This window comes from Chimaeribacter arupi (genome assembly GCF_002858805.1).
Lineage (GTDB): Bacteria > Pseudomonadota > Gammaproteobacteria > Enterobacterales > Enterobacteriaceae > Chimaeribacter > Chimaeribacter arupi.
In genome coordinates, this window is record NZ_PJZI01000004.1 from 126,857 (window position 1) to 144,427 (window position 17,571).

Genomic DNA, 17,571 nt, shown 5'->3' on the forward strand with positions numbered 1-17,571 from the left:
TAAAAGGCGGGCGGAACAAAATGTTAAGTAAAAAAAACCAGATGACGTGTCATCTGGTTTTGTTAAGTAAGGTGCGCTTTTACGCAGCCGTCTTTTTAATCCGCTGTTTGAAACAAGCAGCGCCGCAGGTTAGCGGGTCAAATCGTCGAAGAACTTTTTCACGCCGTCGAAGAAGGATTTCGACCGCGGGCTGTTGTTCTCACCCGACGGGCCACCGAGGCTGTCTTCCAGCTCACGCAGCAGCTGTTTCTGTTTTTCGCTCAGGTTGACCGGCGTCTCGACCACCACGCGGCACAGCAGGTCACCCTGCGCCCCGCCACGGACCGATTTCACGCCTTTGCCGCGCATACGGAACAGTTTACCGGTCTGCGTTTCTGTCGGCACTTTCAGCTTCACGCGGCCATCCAGGGTCGGGACTTCAATTTCCCCGCCCAGGGCTGCCATCGCAAAGTTGATCGGCACTTCACAGTAGAGGTTATTGCCTTCACGCTCGAAGATCGGGTGGGCTTTCACCTGCACCTGAACGTAGAGATCGCCTGCCGGTGCACCGTGCTCCCCGGCTTCGCCCTCACCCGCCAGGCGGATGCGGTCACCGGTGTCCACGCCGGCCGGGATTTTCACCGACAGCGTTTTGGATTTCTCTACCCGGCCGTGGCCGTGGCAGGTGTTGCACGGGTCTTTAATGATCTGGCCACGCCCCTGACAGTGCGGACATGCCTGCTGCACCGTGAAGAAGCCCTGGCGCATCTGCACCTGACCGGCACCATGACAGGTTGGGCAGGTGACCGGGGAGCTGCCCGGTTTCGCGCCGCTGCCGTGGCAGATGTCACACTCTTCCAGCGTCGGGATGCGGATCTCTTTGGTGACGCCGCGAACGGCCTCTTCCAGCGTCAGCTCCATGTTATAGCGCAGGTCAGAGCCACGGCTGGCACGCTGACGGCGGCCGCCGCCAAAGATGTCGCCGAACACGTCGCCGAAGATGTCGCTGAAGTCTGCACCGCCGCCACCGAAGCCGCCGCCGCCGCCCATGCCGCCCTGTTCAAAGGCTGCATGGCCGTACTGATCGTAGGCCGCACGCTTCTGGGCGTCCGTCAGGATCTCGTACGCTTCTTTGATCTCTTTGAATTTGGCTTCCGACTCTTTATCACCCTGGTTACGGTCCGGGTGGTATTTCATCGCCAGGCGTTTATAGGCCTTTTTGATCTCACGCTCTTCCGCTGTTTTGGAAACGCCTAAAATCTCGTAATAGTCTTTCTTCGCCATTCTGTTGTCCTGCCCTCAACATGCGTGCACGGGCGTAGAGTTTCCCCGACGCCCGTGCCTGGTTATCAGCAGCAGGGTGATATTCCTGGTTTCCCCGGCCTCACCGCTGCTGTGCCCGCTTAAGGGCGATTATTTTTTGTCTTTAACTTCTTCGAATTCAGCGTCGACAACGTCATCTTCTTTCTTGGCACCGTCAGTTGGCTGGCCTTCAGCCGCACCGGCCTGAGCCTGAGCCACTTCCAGCAGTTTGCCGGAAACCTGCACCAGCGCCTGGATTTTCGCTTCGATGTCTGCTTTGTCTTCGCCTTTCAGCGCGGCTTCCAGATCTTTCAGCGCGGCGTCGATCGGTGCTTTGTCGTCAGCAGAGAGTTTGTCACCGGCTTCTTCCAGCTGCTTACGGGTGCTGTGCACCAGATGGTCAGCCTGATTGCGGGTCTGAACCAGTTCTTCGAACTTACGGTCAGACTCGGCGTTGGCTTCCGCCTCACGCACCATTTTCTGCACTTCTTCATCGCTCAGGCCGGAAGAGGCTTTGATGGTGATCTTCTGCTCGCGACCGGTGTTTTTGTCTTTCGCCGACACATGCAGGATACCGTCCGCATCGATGTCGAAGGTCACTTCGATCTGTGACATGCCGCGCGGTGCCGGCTGGATGCCGTCCAGGTTGAACTGGCCCAGGGACTTGTTGTCCGCGGCACGTTTACGCTCACCCTGCAGCACGTGGATGGTCACGGCGGACTGGTTGTCTTCCGCAGTCGAGAACACCTGGCTGTGCTTGGTCGGGATCGTGGTGTTTTTGGTGATAAGCGGAGTCATCACGCCGCCCATGGTTTCGATACCCAGGGAGAGCGGGGTCACGTCCAGCAGCAGCACGTCTTTCACGTCACCGCTCAGCACGCCGCCCTGAACCGCAGCACCGATGGCCACTGCTTCGTCCGGGTTAACGTCTTTACGCGGCTCTTTGCCGAAGAAGTCTGCCACTTTTTTCTGCACCATCGGCATACGGGTCTGACCGCCGACCAGGATCACGTCGTTGATCTCGGACACAGACAGGCCGGCATCCTGCAGGGCCACTTTCAGCGGCTCAATGGAACGTGCAACCAGATCTTCTACCAGCGACTCGAGTTTGGCACGGGTCACTTTGATGTTCATGTGTTTCGGACCGGTTGCGTCTGCGGTGATGTACGGCAGGTTCACGTCGGTCTGTTGTGCAGAGGAAAGCTCGATTTTCGCTTTTTCTGCTGCTTCTTTCAGGCGCTGCATCGCCAGCGGATCGTTGCGCAGATCAATGCCCTGCTCTTTTTTGAACTCATCCACCAGGTAGTTGATCATACGGCTGTCGAAGTCTTCACCACCCAGGTGGGTATCACCGTTGGTTGCCAGTACTTCGAAGGTTTTTTCGCCGTCAACGTCATCGATTTCGATGATGGAGATATCGAAAGTACCGCCACCCAGGTCATAAACTGCGATGGTGCGGTTGCCCGTGCCTTTGTCCATGCCGTATGCCAGTGCGGCAGCAGTCGGTTCGTTGATGATACGTTTGACTTCCAGACCTGCGATACGGCCGGCGTCTTTGGTCGCCTGACGCTGTGCATCGTTGAAGTAGGCCGGAACGGTGATAACGGCTTCAGTGACCGGCTCACCCAGGTAGTCTTCTGCCGTTTTCTTCATTTTTTTCAGCACTTCAGCAGAGATCTGCGGCGGTGCGATTTTCTGGCCTTTTACGTCGATCCAGGCGTCACCGTTGTCTGCGCTGATGATCTGGTAAGGCATGATGCCTTTGTCGCGCTGGACTTCTTCGTCCTGGAAGCGACGGCCGATCAGGCGCTTGATCGCAAACAGGGTGTTTTGCGGGTTAGTGACAGCCTGACGTTTAGCCGGTTGACCTACCAGGGTCTCACCGTCCTGCGCATAAGCAATGATAGAAGGCGTGGTACGGTCGCCTTCGCTGTTCTCCAGCACGCGAGCCTGAGTGCCGTCCATGATTGCCACACAAGAGTTGGTTGTACCCAGGTCGATACCAATAATTTTGCCCATCTAAACGTCTCCACTAAATATTCATATTCGATCAGGTTGCTAATAGATATGCGGGCGGTTTTTTGCTTTTCAACGCCCGATATGTCCGGCTTGCCCGCGATTAGCAACTGCGGTTGCAAATAAGATGGGGCCAAGCGCGACGGCATCAAGGGGCAGAGATGAAAAAAAAATGCGTTTTCTTCCTTTCCGGATCAATGTTTGCCCATTTGCCGCTGATTATGATGGCGCGCCCTGCACCGTGAAGAAGGTTATCGGGGCATTTTTCCCGTTTTCAAATCCGGCCACTTACTCTTTTGTGATGCAGAGGACCTATGCACACCACGCACTACGCCAACCCCGCGCCCCTTGGGCTGATGGGCTTTGGTATGACCACGATCCTGCTTAATCTCCATAACGCGGGCTTTTGCGACCTGACGGCCGTTGTCCTGAGTATGGGGCTGTTTTTTGGCGGCCTGGCACAGATCCTCGCCGGGCTGTTGGAATTCAAAAAAGGCAACACCTTCGGCATGACCGCCTTTACCTCGTACGGCGCGTTCTGGCTCAGCCTGGTCGGGATTTTATTGCTGCCGCAACTGGGCCTGGCCCAGGCCAGTGACGGCGAAACGCTGGGCGGTTATCTGGCGCTGTGGGGCGTTTTTACCCTGTTTATGTTTTTCGGCACGCTGCGCGCCAACCGGGTGATGCAGTTTGTTTTCGCCAGCCTGGCGCTGCTGTTTGCGCTGCTGGCTGTGGGTAATCTCACCGGCAATGCCGGGCTGCTGCGCATTGCCGGGTTTGAAGGCATCGTCTGCGGTGCGAGCGCCATCTACCTGGCGATGGCGGAAGTGCTGAAAGAGCAGTTCGGGCGCACGGTGTTGCCGATTGGTGAAGCGGCCTGAATAAAACATCGGCGTAAATAATAGAGGAATAAAAAAGCCCTGTCTGACAGGGCTTTTTCTTTGCTTTTTCTTTTACTGCGCGCTTATCGCTCCGGCGCCAGCGCGATTTTTTGTGCGCCTTCTGATGAGCGCCGGTTCAGCACCAGCCCTACCCCCACCCCTATCGCGGCCAGCGCCAGCACATAATAGGCCGGTGCCATCGGCGTCAGGGTCATCAGCAGGGTGACGCAAATGGGGGTCAGCCCGCCAAAAATCGCGTAGGCCACATTATACGAGAAAGAGATGCCGGTAAAACGCACCGCAGCCGGGAAGGCCCGCACCATCACATACGGCACCGCGCCCACCACCCCGACGCTGAACCCGGCCAGGGTATAGGCGGCGAACAGGGTCGGCGCATCCGCCGAGGCGAGATGGTAAAACGCCCAGCAACCGCCGCCCAGCAGCAGGGAGCCGCCGATCAGCGTCTTGCCGCCGCCGATGCGGTCCGCCAGCATCCCGCTCACCACACAGCCCACCAGCAACGCCACCGTCGCCAGGCAGTTGGCCTGCAACGCCAGCGCCGCCGGGACGCCCAGCTGTTTTTGCAGGTAGGTCGGCGTCATCAGGATCACCACCACGATGCCGGCCGAGAGCAGCCAGGTCACCAGCATACTGATCACCAGGCCGCGCTTATGGGCCGTCAGCACCGTTTTCAGCGGCAACTGTTGCGCCAGCGTTTTGCGTTGCTGCATCTCCGTGAAGACCGGTGTCTCTTTCAACCAGCGGCGCAGGTACATGGCGCCAAGGCCGAACAGGCCACCGAGGAAGAACGGAATGCGCCAGCCGCCCTGCGCCAGCGCCTGGGGCGTCAGCCAGGTGTTCAGCAAGGCGGCGACCAGCGACCCTAATAAAATCCCGGCGGTCAGCCCGGCCGTCAGGGTGCCGCAGGCAAAACCAGTGCGCCGATCCGGCACATGTTCCGCTACAAACACCCAGGCCCCCGGCACCTCGCCGCCGATCGCCGCGCCCTGCAACATCCGCAGTAACAGCAGCAGCAACGGCGCAGCAATGCCGATGGAGGCATAGGTCGGCAACAGCCCCATCGCCAGTGTCGGCAGCGCCATCAGCAGGATGCTCAGGCTGAACATCTTCTTACGGCCGGCTTTGTCGCCAAAGTGCGCCATGATGATGCCGCCCAACGGGCGCGCCAGATAGCCGGCAGCGAAAATGCCGAACGTCTGCACTAACCGCAGCCACTCCGGCATCTGCGCTGGAAAGAACAGGTCGCCGATAACAGCCGCAAAGTAAACGAAGATAATGAAATCGTAGAACTCCAGCGCACCGCCCAGGGCGGCCAGGGAGAGGGTTTTGAAATCTTGCCGGTTCAGGCGGGAGGTAGCGTCAGGGATCATAATTAACCACGCGAATCAGGGGTAAAGAGTGCCGATTGTCTGTAAAGTTAACATGACTATATCGGCAATTTATTTACACACCAGCGCTGAGGCAGCTTATGACAGAAAAGCCTGAACTTTAGTTATTTGTTTCGCGGATGGCACTTTTAGGGCGGAAAGCTGCTGTCACCTGGGGGTTGGTCTCCACGTACGGCCCGTCCAGCAACTGGATACAATAAGGGACACTGGCGAAGATGCCGTGTACAACTACCTTTCCACTTTCATCTTTCAGCCCTTCCAGCGTCTCCTGGATCGACTTCGGCTGGCCGGGCAGGTTAATGATTAACGCCTGTTTGCGGATCACCGCCACCTGGCGGGACAAAATAGCCGTCGGCACAAAATTCAGGCTGATCTGGCGCATCTGTTCGCCAAAGCCCGGCATTTCGCGGTCAGCTACCGCCAGCGTCGCGTCCGGCGTGACGTCCCGGCGGGCCGGGCCGGTGCCGCCGGTGGTCAGCACCAGGTGGCAGCCGCTCTCATCCACCAGCTCGCACAGGGTCTGCTCAATCAGCGTCTGCTCGTCCGGGATCAGGCGGGTTTCCACCACAAACGGCGTGGTCAGCGCCGTCGCCAGCCATGCCTGTAAAGCGGGAATGCCCTTATCCTGATAAACCCCGCTGGAGGCGCGGTCGGACACCGACACCAGACCAATGCGTAATGTATTCATACTCCACCTTTCCACACATGCTTCATTATGCGCTTTAGTATACGAATTCTGCCCCGGCTGCGATCCTTCCGGCATAAAAAAAGGCGGCCGGAGCCGCCTTTTCTGCGCCTTGTTCCGCCTTACAGCAGATCAGCGATCATTTTTTCCAGCTTTTCCTGATCCGCCGCGAATTTGCGGATGCCGTCGGTGAGTTTTTCCACGGCCATCGGGTCACTGTTGTGCTGCCAGTAGAATTCAGACTCGGTCAGCGGTTGCGGACGATCTTTAATCTCACCGGTATAGGAGAGTTTACGCTCCAGTGTGCCTTCGCTTTCCGCCAGCTCTTTCAGCAGGGCCGGGGCGATGGTCAGGCGGTCACACCCGGCCAGCTCAATGATTTCACCGATATTACGGAAGCTGGCACCCATCACCACGGTGTCGTAGCCATGCTCTTTGTAATATTTGTAGATCTCGGTAACGGACACCACGCCCGGATCTTCATGGGATTCGAACTCTTTTTTCTCGCCGTTGGCTTTGTACCAGTCGAGGATACGGCCCACGAACGGGGAGATCAGGTACGCACCGGCTTCGGCACAGGCACGCGCCTGGGCGAAGGAGAACAGCAGCGTCAGGTTACAGTTGATCCCGGCTTTTTCCAGTTGCTCCGCAGCACGGATGCCCTGCCAGGTTGAGGCCAGTTTGATCAGGATACGATCGTTGCTGATCCCGGCGTCGTTGTAGAGTTTCATCAGGCGCTTGGCCTTGGCGACGCTCGCCTCGGTGTCATAGGAGAGGCGCGCATCCACTTCCGTGGAGATACGGCCTGGGATCAGCTTCAGGATTTCGAGGCCGATGTTTACGGCCAGCTTGTCAGAGGCATCCATGATTTGCTGATCGTGATCGTTGCTCTGGTCACGCGCCCAGGCAATGGCTTCTTCAATCAGTTTGCGGTATTCAGGGATTTGGGCGGCGTTCAGAATCAGGGAAGGGTTGGTGGTGGCATCTTGCGGCTGATAAAGTTTCATCGCTGCGATGTCGCCGGTATCCGCAACCACGGTCGTCAGCTGGCGCAGGGCAGTCAGTTTATTGGTCATGTTGGCATTTCTCATAGGATGGGTATTCATGGAGGCCGGGCGGCCTGGCCGTTGCCTGATAATAACATGCAACCGAAGCCGCGCAAGGCACGATCTGGGCGAAAACCTTACCGATTCCCACACACCTTCCGCCTGCAAAAATGACGCTGCAATTCAACCAGATCGGGCCAATCGTTCTGACAGGCAGCGCCGTGCAGTTCGTGGTAAAGTCGCGGTGGATGTCAGGTTTATACCGGTGCCCGGTTAACATCATGACCGGGCCGCGCGTGTGCCCCCCGCAATGAGGCCCTTCATGACAGAATTGCTGGATTTTCTTAACGCCCTGCTTTGGGATTCGATCCTGATTTACCTGCTGATCGGTGCCGGTCTCTATTTTATCTACCGCACCGGCGGCCTGCCGCTGCGCCACCTGCCGGAGATGTTCCGCGTGCTGACGCAACGCCGCGCCCACCCGCCGGGCAGCCTCTCTGCCTGGCAGGCGCTGTGCCTCAGCCTCGCGGGGCGCGTCGGGGCCGGCAATCTCGCCGGGGTGGCGGTGGCCATCAATACCGGCGGGCCGGGGGCAATTTTCTGGATGTGGGTAATAAGCTGGCTGAGCATGATCACCGCGCTGGTGGAGAGCACACTGGGCCAGCTCTATAAAACCCGTGACAGCCACGGGCAACTGCGCGGCGGCCCGGCCTGTTATATGGAAAAAGGGCTGGGAATGCGCTGGATGGGGGTGGTGTTTGCCCTGCTGCTGATCTTTGCCTTTGGCTTCGCGTTTAATACCTTACAGGCAGGCACCATGGCGGTGGTGAACCGTTATGCGCTGAATTGCCCGCCGCTGGTGCTGGCGTTGGGCCTGTTGCTGCCCGGCGGCCTGGTGCTGTCGGGCGGGCTACCGCGGATTGCCCGCTGTTGCGCCCTGCTGGTGCCGCTGCTCCTGCTGCTCTACCTGGCCCTGACCCTCTGGACGATGGCGACCCACCTCGCGGCATTGCCGCAGGTGTTCGCGGCCATTTTCCGTGGGGCGTTCGGCGCAGAACAGGCCGCAGGCGGCGCGATGGGTTACGGTATGTCACAGGCGATGACCCAGGGCGCCCAGCGCGGGATGTTCTCGAATGAGGCCGGGCTGGGGACCGTGCCGAATGCTGCGGCCTCGGCCCGCCCGACGCCGTTGCACCCGGTTTCCCAGGGGTATATGCAGATGCTCGGCGTGGTGGTGGACACCCTGATGATCTCCAGCGCCACGGCGATGATCATGCTGCTGGCCGGTACGCCCGGCCGCGCCCACCCGGCGCAGGGTGTGACCTTAACGCCGGAAGCTTTTGCGGCATTTTCCGGGCTGTGGGGCGGCCCGCTGGTGACGCTGGTGGTGTTTCTGTTCGCCTTCACCGCCATGCTGGCCAACTATGCCTATGCCGAAAATAACCTGCTGTTCCTGACCCGCCACCGCCCGGTTGGCCTGGTGCTGTTGCGCGTGCTGGTGCTGTTGGCGGCGGCGACAGGTATCCTCTGGGATATCAGCTGGCTCTACCCGCTGGCGACCATCGCCACGGCGCTGATGACCCTCACCAACCTCACGGCGCTGCTGCTGCTGTCCGGGGTGGCGTTTACCCTCATCAAAGATTATCACCGCCAGCGCCAGATTGGCCGGGAGCCGGTGTTTAATGCCGCCCACTTCCCGGCGCTGCAAAAACAGCTTTCGCCCGGCATCTGGGAGCGCGAACGCTGACACGGCGCGCCCTATCAAACTCATCGCCCCTTTTTACGCGGGCATTTGGTAGAGTAGCGCCAGGAAAACAGAGGACTGCCCGTTATGTTGATGATTATCTCCCCCGCCAAAACGCTGGATTATGAAAGCCCGCTGGCGACCACCCACTATACCCAACCGGCACTGCTGGACCACAGCCAGGCGCTGATCGAACGCTGCCGCGCGCTCACCCCGGCCCAGATCGCCAGCCTGATGAGCATCAGCGACAAGCTCGCTGACCTCAACGCCGGCCGGTTCCAGAACTGGACGCCGGACTTCACCCCGGACAATGCCCGCCAGGCGCTGCTGGCGTTCAAAGGCGATGTCTATACCGGGCTGGAAGCGCACACCTTCAGCGAACAGGATTTCAGCTTTGCCCAGCAACATCTGCGGATGCTGTCCGGCCTGTATGGCCTGCTGCGCCCGCTGGATCTGATGCAGCCTTACCGGCTGGAAATGGGCACGAAACTGGACACGCCGCGCGGCAAGGATCTCTACGCCTTCTGGGGGGAAATCATCACCACGGCGCTGAATGAGGCGGTGGCGGCGCAAGGGGATAATGTGGTGGTGAACCTGGCCTCGGATGAGTACTTCCGCGCCGTGAAACCGAAACAGCTTCAGGCCGAGATCGTGAAGCCGGTGTTCCTGGACGAGAAAAACGGCAGTTATAAAGTCATCAGCTTCTATGCCAAAAAGGCGCGCGGGCTGATGAGCCGCTTTATCATTACCCGGCGGCTGACGCAGCCGGAACAGCTTAAAGCGTTTGACCTGGAAGGCTACCGCTTCGACGAGGCGCGCTCGCAGGGCAACGAGTATGTCTTTACCCGCGCCCAGCCGTAACCCGGCCCGGCGGTATAAAATAAAAAGCCGGGCGAATGCCCGGCTGGAGAAGTACAGATAACAATGCGTACCGATCAGTAGGTGCCTTTCGCCACCCACGGGCGGCCGGAGCCGGTGCCGCGTTCGGTCCCCGGTTCGTCGCCCTGCGTCCACCAGGAGGCCTGGTAGTTGGTGCCTTTCCAGCTGACGGTTTCGCCACCGCTGTACGCTTTGGTTTTGTCCCACAGCGGGTTGGGCGTGTCCTCTGCCGGTGCAGCAGGTTCTTCCGGTTCTTCCGCCGGGATCTCCTCTTCTTCATACTCCTCGTCAGGGTACGCCTCTTCCCCTGCGGCAATGACCGTCAGCACAAAGGTCTCCAGCGTTGAGCTGGCGTTTTTGCTGTCCGTCACTTCCAGCGAGAAGGTGAAGCTGGCTTCGCTGACGACATCCGGGACGATGAATTCAATGTCAGAGGCGGTTTTGTCCGTCACGTAAATCGCCGCCGGTACCGTCCACAGGTACGTGATTTCATCATCATCCGGATCATGGGAACCCACACCATTCAGGCGCACTTTTGACCCGCCCACAACCTGAAGATCAATCGCCGCCACCGGCGCACGGTTCTCAGCACCCGGTTCTTCTTCTTCCGGTGCCGGTTCATCCGGCACGGTGCCGCTGACGTTGATGCCTTCGAAATAGAACGGCGACATATCAATCACTTTTTTGCTGATGCTGCACCCCAGGCCTTCACGCGCCGCGTTAACCAGCACGCCGTTATCCTGGTCGATAGTCCAGGTAAACAGGGCACCCAGCCCTTTCTGTGCCACATATTCCCCTTTGGCTTTGACGGAGCGCGGGGTTTCGCATGACATATAGAGCTTGGTTTCCGGGTTATACAGGTAATCGGCATCTGCCACCTGATCGGTGTAGACGTTGAAGCCGTTGCGCCCTTTCTGGTTTTCCAGATCGATGTAGTTCTTGATCAGGTCATACCATTCAGTGGTGCCGCTCTCAAAGGTACCGGTGGTTTTTTCGCCTTCGGTAGGCTTATAGGTGCCTTTCAGCGGGGAGAAACTTTCGATCTCGGTATTCTGGCCGTTACGGGTATAAGCGGCATAGCCGACGTTGATGCGATCGGGCGCCACGCCTTGTGCAATCAGGTAGTCCACTGCGGTGTCCACGCCCCAGCCGTCTTTTTCCAGCGCATGGAGGTTGGTATGGTGGGCGAGCGTTTCTGCCCAGGGTGTACCGAAGAAGTCATAGGTCATGACGTTAAGGCCGTACAGGCCGGCCTCCAGCAGGCCTTTGATGTTGCTGTGCTCCAGCGTGCTGGGCACCGCCGAGCAGGCGATACTGATTTTGATGTCTTTACGGTTAATCGCCGCAAACTCTTTTGTCAGTTCGGCAATCAGCAGCGCATAGTTTGCGCCGTCTTCCGGGCCGTGCGGGTTGTTGTTCCCGATGTTGTTCGGGTACTCCCAGTCAAGGTCTACCTCACTGAACATCGGGAAGCGTTTGAACAGGCCGGCGGTGCTTTTGGCAAAGGCACTGCGGCCTTCGGCGGTTTTCGCCATATTGTGGAACCCGTTACTCAGCGTCCAACCACCGATACTCAAAGACAGCACCAGGTTATGCCCCTGCGCCTTGGCTTTTTTCTGCAGATCGCGCAGCCCGCCGACAACCCCTTTGGCGTTGGCCTGGGTCAGTGAGGAAAGAGAAAGTTCTACCCAGCCCGGATTATCCAGCCCGCAGTTGGTGGATGACGCGAAATCACCCCACGGGTCAAGGAAGGTGACTTCATTGTCTTTTTTATTGGCCTGCTGTGCCGCATTCGCCACGGTCTGTTGCTTTTCACCCTGATCGCCAACAATACCGATAAAACCTAAAATAATTTTGTCATAGGCGGTCGGGGAAACATTTGCCAGGTCATACCCACGTCCGCGCGCTTCAATCCCGGCGGAGCCACCACTCTGTAAGCGGCCGTCATACTGTGACCAGTCAGTGTAATAACCAAATACTTTAGGTTTATTCGCGGTGTTATATTTATTGTAAACGGGTTTAGTCACCCTGGCAGAGGTGGTGCTGTATTTAATCGTTTCGGTCGCGGGATCAAAACCATCCATCTTATAGGACTGCTCTGACAGATCGTCAGTTTGAATAAGTTTACTTGTCGCCATTTTATTTACCTTATGTAGTGTGAGAAAACATCAAACAGCCTTGCGCTGTGGACGTTATTTTTCGCTCTGCACGCCACGAAAACAAATCACACCACATCAAAATTATTATGTGAACAATCACTCACCCAGATAATAAAGTTTCCCACATGTATTGAGAAAAGAAAAACCCGCTCACCTTCATTGTCAGGCCGCGCTTCCCCGACATCATTTACCTATCTCTGCCGAAGGAAACATTAATTTTCCTGTTCTTAGCCTGACATATTATGTTACGTCCAAATACATAATTATCGCGATAAATCCGACTCAAAAAATATAATTTGAGTAAAACTCAAAAGGGTATTTAGTAAAACTAAAAAAGGGTGGTTTTTATTGAAGTGCTCCACAGAATAAAATAAACGACAATGTTTTAGCCATCTCAGAACTAGATTATTGTGCAAACGCAATTACGCTTTTAAAAGTCCATCCGTTCCTGCAATGAACGCAACACATAAGAGAGCTTAATATGATGAGCAACTATCTTCTGAATAAGATGTGTATTTTCAATGAGAATGCTAAAGAACTGAAATTAGTGGACAGTGATGTCATTATAAAGCTCACGTCCATGCGGGCACGTTGCCTCAGCTATATCATTGAACATGCCAATGAAGACGTGATTGAAAAATCCTCGCTTTCACAGGCGCTCTGGGGGAAACGCAGCCAATTTGCCAGCGATGCCAGTCTGACCCAAACCCTCTATTTAATCCGGAAAGATCTCAAGACCCTGGGGCTGGATGACTTTTTTATTACCGTTCCGCGCTCTGGTATCCGGGTTAATGATACAGTGCAGATAGAGAAATTAGAGAAGGCGCCGGAGATCGTCTATCCGCGCAAAGGACTTTATCTCACTGGGGGTGCCTTAATTCTGTTTTTAATTGCGGTAGGCACCCTTTTCTTCCTCTATTAGTCGTTATAAACAAGGGGAAACCTTATGTTTACTAATCCTGTTATTAACAGCATCATAGAAAAAGAAGGACATTATGTTGATCACCCTCATGATAAGGGTGGGCCGACATGCTGGGGCATTACGGAAGACGTCGCCCGTAAGCATGGTTACAGGGGGGCGATGAAAGATCTCCCTAAAGAAAAAGCCTATAGTATTCTGGAGGATGACTACTGGCGAACACCGAAGTTTGACAAGGTGCATGACCTGGCGCCGATCCTGGCCCTGGAGCTGTGTGATACCGGTACGAATGTCGGCACCGTTCTTCCGGTGAAATGGTTGCAGCGCTGGCTGAATGCCTTTAATAACCAACAAAAATATTATCCTGATATTGTTGTCGACGGCCTGTTAGGCCCAAAATCATTCTCTTCCCTTGAGAGCTTCCTGAAAAAAAGGAATCCGCATGGTGAGAATGTTTTGATAACCTCTTTGAATTGCAGTCAGGGAAATTACTATCTGGAATTGGTGGAGAAAAGGGAGAAGAACGAAACGTTCATTTATGGCTGGATGAGTACACGCGTAGCATTAATCTGACTGAGATAAAAAGGAGAACGTCCTGTTCTCCTTTTTAGTCTTTCAGGCTGCATTTTCTTACTTAATCACGACCGCATTCCCCCCCAGGATATTTTTAATGCGCTCCCCGGCGACGGTTAACAGCGTACCGGAAAAGGCCCCGCCCAGCCCGGCCATCATGATAATCATATGTGAGCTTAATCCCCGCTCCAGCCCCAGCACACTCAGAATAAAGCCACTGAAGCAGGAGATAACCACCTGCGCAATACAACGGCGCGCCAGGTTCTCTTTGGACAAGCCATCTTTCTGCAGCAGTACGCGGATAATACCGCCCCAGGAGGCCATAATAAGAATGACCAGCAGTAATTCAAATTCCATAAAAGCAAAGTTTTCTACCATTGTTGCGTTCATAACCGATACCTCATTGAGTCATTAAAAAGGAGTTGTCTTGCTGGGGTGCATTTTAGGACCCGGCACCTGGGCCGGCAAATCACGCTGCCTCTCGTTTTCTATGTGACGTGTGTATAAAAATAATTATCTGTGAGCCTGAGCCGGGTTCAACATGTGATTAACCAGAGAAGTCATTACTCTCGTATTTCTTAACAAGTGGGTAAAAGAGAAATATTTAAGGAGGGCTTAAATCAATATTAAATGGCTTTTAATTTAGTAAGCAAGCTTTCAATCGTTGAATGGTAAGCGGAATTAACATAATGGCTGGCATACACATTAACCGGATAAGGCTCTAATTCCGGAGGAAGCGACAGTGTCGCCAGCTTCTTTTTTTCTTTATCTATCAAAAAACGGGCAATATCCTCAGGGACAATCGCAATCATATCACTCTTTTCAATCGCATTAATAATTCCGCTAAAACTGTTGGAACGATAAGCAATTTTACGCTTTCCCCGAAACTCATGGTTAATATGCATAAGGCTGCCTAATAAAGTGGTGTCCATATCGGAGATTTCCCCATTCATGCCTGCATGAGGCAGGGCATAATAATTTGCCAGGGTGATCCCCTCATTGGCGGCCAGCAGGTGATCTGAGCGGCAAATGGCGACAAACTTTTGCAGGCTATTTATTTTCTCCGATATTATTGACTCGTGAACGAGTGGCAAAAATGTTAACACCAGATCACTTTTATTCTGTAACAGGCTATCGGTTAATTCAAACTCGTCCTGGTTTATCAGGGTATAAAAAACGATATTGTTTATCTGTAAATAGCCCATCTCAATTAATTGTGAGACGTAGTAAGCCTCGGTAAAATCTGATCCGGTTATCCGCAAAAATTCTAAATGACTCTCCTCCTTTTGATAGACTTCAATTATATTATCAACTATATCAATAGCTTGCCTGAAGGAACGGTTAATTTCCAATGCTGACGGGGTGGGCTTGAGTCCGGTGCCGGTTCTAATGAACAACTCCTGACCAAAATGCTTTTGCAGGCGGCTCAGAGAAAGGCTCACGGCGGAAGTGGAAAGGTTCAAACGCTTTGCGGCTTTAGACGCGCTCCCTGCGGCGATCACCTCATCCATAATTCGGATAAGGTTGTAGTCGAATAACGGGGAACGTCTTTCTTTCATTGCTGCCTCATGAGCGTTTTAGGCACGTTATCACTTTAGATATCGCTACATCCCTCTCCGGGTAAAATAACTTAGCCTAACTCACCTAAAAAGATTTAAAATTGAGAAGTTTGCGGCAGGCGAAGTTGGATAATTTTTATGTATAAAAAAAGGCCATTAAAAAATGGCCTTTATCTGAAAAGAGAGGGGAAAAAATTTATGCAGGAATATTCAGTAAAAATTCTCTTATTTTCAGGTAGTCAGCAGGCAGGTCGTGTGACAATAAATCCAGCCCGGCACGTGCCGCTAACGCCTCTGGCAAATCGAGTTCTTTTCCGAGAATCGCTTCCACACTCTCTTTGAATTTTGCCGGGTGCGCCGTTCCCAGGAACAGGCCAAATTCCCCTTCCTGGAGTTGATCGCGTAATAAACGGTAAGCGATGGCGGCGTGCGGCTCAGAGAGATAGCCTTTTTCATCCAGCTCACGCAGGGTATCACGGGTGGTTTCATCATCCACTGCGCCAAAGCCCAGCTCTTTCAGTTGCCAGGTTTTACGGCGGAACAGCTCCTCTACCCGCGGCCAGTTATTCGGCTGGCTGACATCCATCGCGTTCGACAGCGTAGCCACCGTGGTTTGCGGCTGCCAAGCCCCGGCTTGCAGGAAACGCGGCACCGTGTCGTTGGCATTGGTGGCGGCAATAAAGCGTTTCACCGGCAGGCCCAGGGATTTCGCCAGCAGCCCGGCGGTCAGGTTTCCGAAGTTGCCGCTCGGCACCGACACCACCAGCTGGTTACGTGCCTCTTGCGGCAACTGCGCCACGGCTTCGAAGTAGTAGCAAATCTGCGCCAGCAGGCGGCTGATATTGATCGAGTTGGCGGAATTGAGGCCGAGGCGCTGTTTCAGCTCTTCATCATCAAACGCCTGTTTCACCAGCGCCTGGCAGGCATCGAAATCCCCCTCAACCGCGACGGTGTGGATATTGCCGCCCAGGGTACAGAACAGCTTCTCTTGCAGCGGGCTGATTTTCCCGCGCGGGTAGAGGATAACCACCCGCACATTCTCCATGCCATAGAACGCATGGGCCACGGCGGCCCCGGTGTCACCGGAGGTAGCCGTCAGGATGGTGACCGGCTGGTTGCCGGAGACCAGCGCCAGCATCTGCGCCATGAACCGGCCGCCAAAATCTTTGAATGCCAGGGTCGGGCCGTGGAACAGCTCCAGGGCGGCGATATCCTCTTCCACGTTCACCACCGGGGCCGGGAAAGCGAAGGCGGCACGCACCCGCGCTTCCAGCGTCTCAACCGGGATCTCATCGCCAATCATGGCTGACAGGATGCGGGTGCTGCGGGTCACGAAATCCTGCTCCAGCAGGCGGTCGATCTCTGTCAGCTCAAACTCCGGCAGTTCCAGCGGGAAAAACAGCCCCTGCTGTTTCCCTAACCCCTGCTTAACCGCCTGGGCGAAGCTGACTTGTTCGTTATGATCCTTCAGGTTGTAGAGTTTCATGTCTTATCCTAATTGTCGTGCGCCGGTGGTATCCAGACGGCATATATGAACAAAACCTTCATCATTTTGCAGGTAATGGTTTTGCAGCCATTCCGCCATGCGCTTCGCGGTGGCGGCCTCATTGCATACGGCAAACAGTGTCGGGCCGGAGCCGGAGATTCCGCAGGCCAGTGCGCCGATGTCCCCCGCGGCTTTGCGCGCCTCGGCGAAGCCGGGCAGCAGGCGGGTACGGTACGGTTCGGCGATCACATCGTTCATCAATTTGGCGGCCAGCAGCGGCTGGCGGGTATGGCAGGCGTGGATGAACCCCGCCAGGTAACGCCCGTGGCTGATGCAATCCTGCCGGCGATATTGCGCAGGCAGAATGGCACGCGCCTCGGCGGTGGAGACTTTAATGCCGGGATAGGCCATCACCCAGAACCAGTCATCAAAGGCCGGCACCGGCTGGCTGATGATGCCGTCCGCTTCCAGCATCAGTTGCAGGCCCCCCAGGTAGCAGGGGGCGACGTTGTCATAATGCACGCTGCCGGAGATGCGCCCTTCCAGCTCGCCCATAAGGGAGAGCATGGTGGTTTCATCCAGCGGGCGGTCACAAAATTCGTTCATCGCCATCAGCCCGGCGACCACCGAGCAGGCGCTGGAGCCGAGGCCGGAGCCGATCGGCATGTTTTTTTCCAGCGTCATCGCCACCGGGATTTCGCGGCCGACGGCCTGGCAGAAACGCTGCCAGCACTGGTAGACGATATTCTCTTTCGGGTCATCCGGCAGTTTGCTGACGAAACGCCCTTCATTACGCAGACTGAATGTGGCGGCCGCCTCAACGCTGACGCAGTCGCCCAGCAGGGTGCCGTCCACCGGTGACACGGCCGCGCCCAGCACATCAAAGCCTACGCTGACGTTTCCGATTGACGCCGGTGCATACACCTTAACCATA

The 17,571-nt window shown here is 55.7% G+C and carries 15 protein-coding genes; 5 read left to right on the forward strand and 10 right to left on the reverse strand.

Annotated features, from left to right (window positions below; genetic code table 11):
• Positions 1-129 precede the first annotated feature (129 nt).
• A complete protein-coding gene (gene dnaJ / locus CYR52_RS04095) occupies positions 130-1,263 on the reverse strand; it encodes a molecular chaperone DnaJ (protein WP_072928673.1) in 1,134 nt (377 codons plus the stop codon).
• 129 nt (positions 1,264-1,392) lie between these two features.
• A complete protein-coding gene (gene dnaK, locus CYR52_RS04100) occupies positions 1,393-3,300 on the reverse strand; it encodes a molecular chaperone DnaK (RefSeq protein ID WP_101828003.1) in 1,908 nt (635 codons plus the stop codon).
• A gap of 311 nt (positions 3,301-3,611) precedes the next feature.
• On the opposite strand from dnaK, the gene satP reads away from it, so the two are divergent.
• Complete coding sequence (satP, locus tag CYR52_RS04105; protein WP_101828004.1) at positions 3,612-4,178, forward strand: acetate uptake transporter; 567 nt, start codon at positions 3,612-3,614, stop codon at positions 4,176-4,178.
• Between the two features lie 83 nt (positions 4,179-4,261).
• Here the strand turns inward: satP and CYR52_RS04110 are convergent, their stop codons facing one another.
• The 3 genes from CYR52_RS04110 to tal form a co-directional block, all read right to left on the reverse strand.
• A complete protein-coding gene (locus CYR52_RS04110) occupies positions 4,262-5,569 on the reverse strand; it encodes an MFS transporter (RefSeq protein ID WP_101828005.1) in 1,308 nt (435 codons plus the stop codon).
• A gap of 118 nt (positions 5,570-5,687) precedes the next feature.
• Positions 5,688-6,275, reverse strand: a complete 588-nt coding sequence (gene mog / locus CYR52_RS04115; RefSeq protein WP_101828006.1) for a molybdopterin adenylyltransferase — start codon at positions 6,273-6,275, stop codon at positions 5,688-5,690.
• Positions 6,276-6,394: 119 nt separating this feature from the next.
• A complete protein-coding gene (tal, locus tag CYR52_RS04120) occupies positions 6,395-7,348 on the reverse strand; it encodes a transaldolase (protein WP_072929070.1) in 954 nt (317 codons plus the stop codon).
• Positions 7,349-7,640: 292 nt separating this feature from the next.
• On the opposite strand from tal, the gene CYR52_RS04125 reads away from it, so the two are divergent.
• On the forward strand, positions 7,641-9,065 hold the full coding sequence (locus CYR52_RS04125; RefSeq protein ID WP_101828007.1) for an alanine/glycine:cation symporter family protein: 1,425 nt from the start codon (positions 7,641-7,643) through the stop codon (positions 9,063-9,065).
• A gap of 84 nt (positions 9,066-9,149) precedes the next feature.
• Positions 9,150-9,923 carry a peroxide stress protein YaaA gene (gene yaaA, locus CYR52_RS04130; protein WP_072928667.1) on the forward strand — a complete coding sequence of 258 codons (774 nt, stop codon included), beginning with the start codon at positions 9,150-9,152 and terminating at the stop codon, positions 9,921-9,923.
• A 74-nt stretch (positions 9,924-9,997) separates the two neighbouring features.
• On the opposite strand, the gene CYR52_RS04135 is transcribed toward yaaA, so the two are convergent.
• Positions 9,998-12,079, reverse strand: coding sequence for a glycoside hydrolase family 18 protein (locus CYR52_RS04135; protein WP_072928666.1), 2,082 nt, complete (start codon positions 12,077-12,079; stop codon positions 9,998-10,000).
• A gap of 502 nt (positions 12,080-12,581) precedes the next feature.
• Between CYR52_RS04135 and CYR52_RS04140 the strand changes: the two genes are divergently transcribed.
• Together CYR52_RS04140 and CYR52_RS04145 are read left to right on the forward strand one after the other, a co-directional pair.
• Positions 12,582-13,022 carry a winged helix-turn-helix domain-containing protein gene (locus tag CYR52_RS04140; RefSeq protein ID WP_079205233.1) on the forward strand — a complete coding sequence of 147 codons (441 nt, stop codon included), beginning with the start codon at positions 12,582-12,584 and terminating at the stop codon, positions 13,020-13,022.
• Positions 13,023-13,046: 24 nt separating this feature from the next.
• A complete protein-coding gene (locus tag CYR52_RS04145) occupies positions 13,047-13,592 on the forward strand; it encodes a glycoside hydrolase family 108 protein (RefSeq protein WP_072928665.1) in 546 nt (181 codons plus the stop codon).
• A gap of 57 nt (positions 13,593-13,649) precedes the next feature.
• Here CYR52_RS04145 and CYR52_RS04150 read toward each other — a convergent pair whose 3' ends face one another.
• From CYR52_RS04150 to thrB, 4 genes are all read right to left on the reverse strand, one after another.
• The gene (locus CYR52_RS04150; protein ID WP_079205232.1) at positions 13,650-13,982 is read right to left on the reverse strand and encodes a phage holin family protein; all 333 of its coding nucleotides are present in this window, start codon (positions 13,980-13,982) and stop codon (positions 13,650-13,652) included.
• Between the two features lie 236 nt (positions 13,983-14,218).
• A complete protein-coding gene (locus CYR52_RS04155; RefSeq protein WP_101828008.1) occupies positions 14,219-15,151 on the reverse strand; it encodes a LysR family transcriptional regulator in 933 nt (310 codons plus the stop codon).
• Between the two features lie 196 nt (positions 15,152-15,347).
• Positions 15,348-16,637, reverse strand: a complete 1,290-nt coding sequence (thrC, locus tag CYR52_RS04160; RefSeq protein WP_072928663.1) for a threonine synthase — start codon at positions 16,635-16,637, stop codon at positions 15,348-15,350.
• Positions 16,638-16,640: 3 nt separating this feature from the next.
• Positions 16,641-17,570 carry a homoserine kinase gene (thrB, locus tag CYR52_RS04165; protein ID WP_072928662.1) on the reverse strand — a complete coding sequence of 310 codons (930 nt, stop codon included), beginning with the start codon at positions 17,568-17,570 and terminating at the stop codon, positions 16,641-16,643.
• Position 17,571 lies beyond the last annotated feature (1 nt).

What these genes read in the sequence shown, in the direction of transcription:
- satP (WP_101828004.1), top strand. Translation starts at nt 3,612, where the DNA reads ATGCACACCACGCACTACGCCAACCCCGCGCCCCTTGGGCTGATGGGC.
- CYR52_RS04125 (WP_101828007.1), top strand. Translation starts at nt 7,641, where the DNA reads ATGACAGAATTGCTGGATTTTCTTAACGCCCTGCTTTGGGATTCGATC.
- CYR52_RS04135 (WP_072928666.1), bottom strand. Translation starts at nt 12,079, where the DNA reads ATGGCGACAAGTAAACTTATTCAAACTGACGATCTGTCAGAGCAGTCC.
- CYR52_RS04150 (WP_079205232.1), bottom strand. Translation starts at nt 13,982, where the DNA reads ATGAACGCAACAATGGTAGAAAACTTTGCTTTTATGGAATTTGAATTA.
- tal (WP_072929070.1), bottom strand. Translation starts at nt 7,348, where the DNA reads ATGACCAATAAACTGACTGCCCTGCGCCAGCTGACGACCGTGGTTGCG.
- CYR52_RS04155 (WP_101828008.1), bottom strand. Translation starts at nt 15,151, where the DNA reads ATGAAAGAAAGACGTTCCCCGTTATTCGACTACAACCTTATCCGAATT.
- thrC (WP_072928663.1), bottom strand. Translation starts at nt 16,637, where the DNA reads ATGAAACTCTACAACCTGAAGGATCATAACGAACAAGTCAGCTTCGCC.
- CYR52_RS04145 (WP_072928665.1), top strand. Translation starts at nt 13,047, where the DNA reads ATGTTTACTAATCCTGTTATTAACAGCATCATAGAAAAAGAAGGACAT.
- CYR52_RS04110 (WP_101828005.1), bottom strand. Translation starts at nt 5,569, where the DNA reads ATGATCCCTGACGCTACCTCCCGCCTGAACCGGCAAGATTTCAAAACC.
- yaaA (WP_072928667.1), top strand. Translation starts at nt 9,150, where the DNA reads ATGTTGATGATTATCTCCCCCGCCAAAACGCTGGATTATGAAAGCCCG.
- dnaJ (WP_072928673.1), bottom strand. Translation starts at nt 1,263, where the DNA reads ATGGCGAAGAAAGACTATTACGAGATTTTAGGCGTTTCCAAAACAGCG.
- dnaK (WP_101828003.1), bottom strand. Translation starts at nt 3,300, where the DNA reads ATGGGCAAAATTATTGGTATCGACCTGGGTACAACCAACTCTTGTGTG.
- thrB (WP_072928662.1), bottom strand. Translation starts at nt 17,570, where the DNA reads ATGGTTAAGGTGTATGCACCGGCGTCAATCGGAAACGTCAGCGTAGGC.
- CYR52_RS04140 (WP_079205233.1), top strand. Translation starts at nt 12,582, where the DNA reads ATGATGAGCAACTATCTTCTGAATAAGATGTGTATTTTCAATGAGAAT.
- mog (WP_101828006.1), bottom strand. Translation starts at nt 6,275, where the DNA reads ATGAATACATTACGCATTGGTCTGGTGTCGGTGTCCGACCGCGCCTCC.